This window comes from Streptomyces sp. NPDC005728 (genome assembly GCF_040630895.1).
Taxonomy (GTDB): domain Bacteria; phylum Actinomycetota; class Actinomycetes; order Streptomycetales; family Streptomycetaceae; genus Streptomyces.
Genome location: NZ_JBEXYL010000218.1, coordinates 1 through 5,452 on the forward strand (window position 1 = coordinate 1; position 5,452 = coordinate 5,452).

Below are 5,452 nucleotides of genomic sequence, written 5' to 3' on the forward strand. Positions count from 1 at the left end.
CACGCCAGACAGCCCGAACACCCTGGAACAAAGGCCCGTAGTCATAACCAGCCGCGGCGAACTCCTCGTACAACGCCGAGACATCCACCTTCTCCGCACCCGCCGGCGGCCAGGCGGCGGACCGGAGGACCGGCTCGTCCGCCGCCCCGGGAGCCAGGACGGCCCGGGCGTGAACCGTCCAGTCCTGATCGGAGCGGGAGCGCACCACCAGCGTCCGGCAGCCGGACCCGTCCGCGCCGGTCACGCTCACATGGAGGCGTACCTCACCGTGGTCCGGCACCAGCAGGGGTGCCTCCAGCACCAGTTCGCTCACCACGGTCGTGCCGACTTCCACGCCGGCCCGCAGCGCCATCTCCACGAAGGCCGTCCCGGGCAGCAGTGCGGTTCCGAACACGGCGTGCTCGGCGAGCCAGGGATGCGACCGCAGTGACACCGACCCCGTCAGCACCACTCCGTCGGAGTCCGGCACCGGCACCATCGCACCGAGCAGCCCGTGCCCCAGCCCCTCCAGACCGAGGCCCGCCGCATCGGCCACCTCCGCCCGCACCGGCTCCAGCCAGTACCGCTCCCGCTGGAAGGCATACGTCGGCAGGTCCAGGACCTCCACCGTCCGCCCGCTCACCGGCCACTGGACAGGAAGTCCGGCAGTGAACGCCTCGGCGAGCGCCAGGGTGAAACGCCGCTGTTCGTCTTCGTTGCGCCGCAGAGTCCCGAGCACCACGGCGGACGCGTCCGCTTCCTCCAGGCTCTCCTCGATCGAGGCGGTCAGCACCGGATGCGCGCTGGCCTCGACGAACACATCGAACCCATCCGCAAGCAACGCCCTCGTAGCGCCGTGGAAGTCGACCGTCTGCCGCAGATTCGTGTACCAGTACTGCGCATCCAGGGCAGAGCCTTCGACCACCTCACCGGTCACGGCCGAGTAGAACGGGACCTGGCCCGACCGCGGCCGCACCGGCTCCAGCAGTTCCAGCAACTCGTCCCGGATCTGTTCCACATGCGCCGAGTGCGACGCATAGTCCACCGGGATCCGCCGCGCCCGCACCCCATCGGCCTCGCACGAGACCAACAGTTCCTCCAACGCCTGCACATCACCAGAAACCACGGTGGAAAGCGGCCCGTTGACCGCCGCCACCGACAACCCCTCACCGAGCCGGTCGGTGACCTCGTCCACCGGCAGGGCGACAGAGACCATGCCACCGCGACCGGCCAGCACACCCAGCGCCCGGCTGCGCAACGCCACCACACGGGCCGCGTCCTCCAACGACAGAGCACCGGAGACGGCCGCCGCCGCGATCTCACCCTGCGAATGCCCCACCACAGCCGCCGGCTCAACCCCGTACGACCGCCACAGCTCCGCCAGCGACACCATCACCGCGAACAACACCGGCTGCACCACATCCACCCGGTCGAACCCCGGCGCCCCGGCTTCTCCGTGTACGACGGCAGACAACGACCAGTCCACGAACGGGTCCAGCGCCCGCTCGCACTCCACCATCCGCTCACGGAACACCGGCGAGGACTCCCACAACCCCGCCGCCATCCCCGACCACTGCGAACCCTGACCGGGGAAGACGAACACGGCACGACGACCAGCCACCCCCACACCGGTCGCCAGCCCCGGCGCCACCCCGTCCGAGGCCAGCGCCTCCAGACCGGTCAGCAGCTCCGCACGATCACCGGCCACCACCACGGCCCGGTGCTCGAACACCGACCGCGCCGACACCAGCGCCGCCCCGACACCCGCCAGGTCCAGCCCGTCACGTCCGGCCACGAACGCGCGCAACAGTTCCGCCTGCGCCCGCAACGCCTGCGCGCTCTTGCCCGACACCACCCATGGCATCACGCCGAGTGCGGTGTCCTCGGACGCCGAGTCGCCGTGTTCCGCCACCGGAGGCTGCTCGATCACGACATGCGCGTTGGTTCCGCCCACGCCGAAGGCGGAGACGGCCGCCCGTCGCGGCCGGTCCAGCTCCGGCCACGCCCGCTGCTCGGTCAGCAGCTCCACCGCACCCGCCGACCAGTCCACATGCGACGACGGCGCATCCACATGCAGCGTCTGCGGCAGCACACCGTGCCGCAGAGCCATCACCATCTTGATGACCCCACCCACACCCGCAGCCGCCTGCGCATGCCCGATGTTCGACTTCAACGACCCCAAGAACAAAGGAAGTTCGTCCGTGCGCTCCTGACCGTAGGTCGCGATCAGGGCCTGCGCCTCGATCGGGTCACCCAGCCGGGTCCCCGTCCCATGCGCCTCCACCGCGTCGACATCGGCGGCACTCAGCCGCGCATCCGCCAGCGCCTGCCGGATCACCCGCTGCTGCGACAACCCATTGGGTGCCGTCAGGCCGTTGCTCGCACCGTCCTGGTTCACCGCACTACCGCGCACCACGGCCAGCACCGGATGCCCCAGCCGCACAGCGTCCGACAGACGCTCCACCAGCAGCACACCGGCACCCTCGGCCCAGCCGGTGCCGTCCGCACCCTCCGCGAACGCCTTGCACCGGCCGTCCGAGGACAGGCCTCGCTGCCGGCTGAACTCGATGAAGGGTCCGGGTGTCGGCATGACCGTGACGCCACCGGCCAGGGCCAGTGAGCACTCGCCGCTGCGCAGCGCCCGTATCGCGAGGTGCAGGGTCACCAGGGAGGAGGAGCATCCCGTGTCGACGGTCACCGCCGGGCCCTCCAGGCCGAAGGTGTACGACAGCCGGCCCGAGACCACGCTGCCCGTGGTGCCGGTCAGGATGTGGCCTTCCGTCTCGGCCGTGCCCTGGTGCAGGCGGTGGCCGTAGTCCTGGACCATGGCGCCGACGTAGACGCCGGTACGGCTGCCGCGCAGCGACGCCGGGTCGATGCCCGCCCGCTCCATCGCCTCCCACGACGTCTCCAGCAGCAACCGCTGCTGCGGATCCATCGCCAACGCCTCACGCGGCGAGATCCCGAAGAACCCCGCATCGAACTCCGCCGCATCGTAGAGGAAGCCACCCGACCGCGTGTACGACTTCCCCACCGCATCCGGGTCCGGATCGAACAGCGCCTCCAGATCCCAGCCACGATCCACCGGGAACCCCGACACCGCGTCCGCGCCGGACATCACCAGCCGCCACAGGTCCTCCGGCGAGCGCACGCCACCGGGGAAGCGGCAGCCGATGCCCACGATCGCAATCGGTTCGGCATCCACCTCACCGGTGACGACCGCCGGCGAAGGCTCCACCGCCGCCACGTCGTCGGGCTCCCCGACCAGCTCGGCCCGCACGAACCGGGCCAGGTCACCGGCCGTCGGATAGTCGAAGACCACCGTGCTCGGCAACCGCAGCCCCGTCACCGCGTTCAGCCGGTTCCGCAGCTCCACCGCCATCATCGAGTCGAAGCCCAGCTCACGGAAGGCGCGGTCCGGGGCAACGGGATCCGGTGAGCTGTGGCCGAGCGCCGCCGCGGCCTGCGCGCGGACCAGGTCCAGCACGGCCAGGTACTGCTCTGCCTCGGTCAGGCCGTCGAGCAGCGCCGACGGGGCTGAGCCGGCGGCCGCTCCCTGCGCCGCACCGGGCGTCTCCTCCAGTACCGCCCGCACTTCGGGGAGGTCCGAGAGCAGTGGAGAGCGACGAACGGCGGTGAACTGGGGAGCGAAGACCTCCCAGTCGATGTCGGCGACGATCCGCGTCGTCTCGGTGGCCGCCGTGACGCGGGCCAGTGCGGCGACCGCCTGGTCCGGGTTCATGACGCGTACGCCGCGGCTGAGGATCCGGTCCCCGACCTCGCCGTCGGCCATGCCGCCGCCGCCCCAGAGACCCCACGCCACCGACAGCGCGGTCCGCCCTCGCGCACGGCGCTGGTGAGCCAGCGCGTCGAGGTGGGCGTTGGCTGCGGCGTACGCACCCTGTCCGCCCCCGCCCCAGATGCCGGCGCCGGAGGAGAAGAGGATGAACGCGTCGAGGTCGGTGTCCCGGAAGACGTCGTCGAGGTGGTGCGCGCCGCGCACTTTGGCGGAGGTGAGCCGGGCCAGCAGGTCCAGGTCCGTCTCGGCCAGCGGCGCGGAGTCGGTCGTACCGGCCGCGTGGATGACCGCACGGATCGGCTCGCCGTCGGCGGCGGCCCTGGCGACGAGTCCGGCCAGTGCGTCCCGGTCCGCGACGTCGCACGCCGCGAGGGTGACCCGTACGCCGAGGGCCGTCAGTTCGGACTCCAGCTCCCCCGCGCCCGGCGCGGAGCGGCCCTGGCGGCTGGTGAGCACGAGGTGCTCGGCACCGTTGGCCGCGAGCCACCGGGCGAACCGGGCGCCGACGGCGCCGGTGCCACCGGTGATGAGGACCGTGCCGCGCGGCTGCCACTCCGGGCGGTCGTGCAGGGACGTGCGGGACACCCGCGCCAGGCGGCGGGCGAAGACTCCGGACGGGCGGAGTGCGAGCTGGTCCTCGTCCTGCTTCCCGGCGAGCGCGCCGCACAGTCTGCGCAGCGCCTGTGGGTCGAGGGTTTCCGGCAGGTCGATCAGGCCGCCCCACCGGTCGGAGTGCTCCAGCCCGGCCACCAGACCGAGCCCCCACACCTGCGCCTGTTCGGGACGGATCGCCGTCTCCGTGCCGGGAACCTGTACGGCTCCGCGTGTGGCGGACCACAGCGGTGCACGTACGGCGGCGTCGCCGAGCGCCTGGATCAGGAGCAGCGTCCCGGCCGGTCCGGCCGTCAGCGTCGGGTTGTCCGGGCGCTGTGTCTCGTCCAGGGCCAGCAGGGACAGCACCCCGGCCGGTCCCGCACCGTCGAGCGCCTCGACCGCCTGGGTGACGCGTCGGGACAGCTGGTCCCGGTCGCAGTCCGCTCCCACGGTCAGGCGTACCACCTGGGCACCGGCGGACGACAGGGTGCCCTCCACCGCTTCCGCCCACGGGTGGGCCGTGTCGCCGTCCGGTACGACGAGCATCCAGGCACCGCTCAGCGACGCCGACTGCGCGTCGGACACCGGCTTCCAGTCGACGCGGTAGTGCCAGGCATCCGTCTCGGTACGCTCACGGCTGTCGCGGCGCCACGGGCCGAGCAGGCCGATGACGTCCTCCAGCCGGGAGGCGTCGTCCACGCCGAGCAGTTCGGCGAGTTCGCCGCGGTCCGCGCTGTCGACGGCCGCCCAGAACCGGCTCTCCTCGGGATCGGCGGCGTCCTCGGATGCCGTGGGGGTCGAGTCGTCGAGCCAGTAGCGCCGGCGTTGGAAGGCGTAGGTGGGCAGGTCCAGGTGGTGGGTGGTCCGGCCGGTTGTGGGCCAGTCGACGGGGAGTCCGGCGGTGAAGGCTTCGGCGAGAGCGAGGGTGAAGCGTCGTTGTTCGTCTTCGTTGCGGCGCAGGGTGCCCAGCACCACGGCGGTCGCGTCGGCCTCCTCGACGGTCTCTTCGATGGCGCCGGTCAAAACCGGGTGAGCGCTGGTCTCGATGAAGACATCGAAACCATCGGCGAGCAACGCCCT

General features: G+C 71.9%; 1 protein-coding gene. It reads right to left on the minus strand.

What is annotated here, in order from left to right; translation table 11 throughout:
* A partial coding sequence (locus ABZ471_RS47510; protein ID WP_359075376.1) for an SDR family NAD(P)-dependent oxidoreductase occupies positions 1-5,452 on the minus strand: 5,452 nt, incomplete at both ends.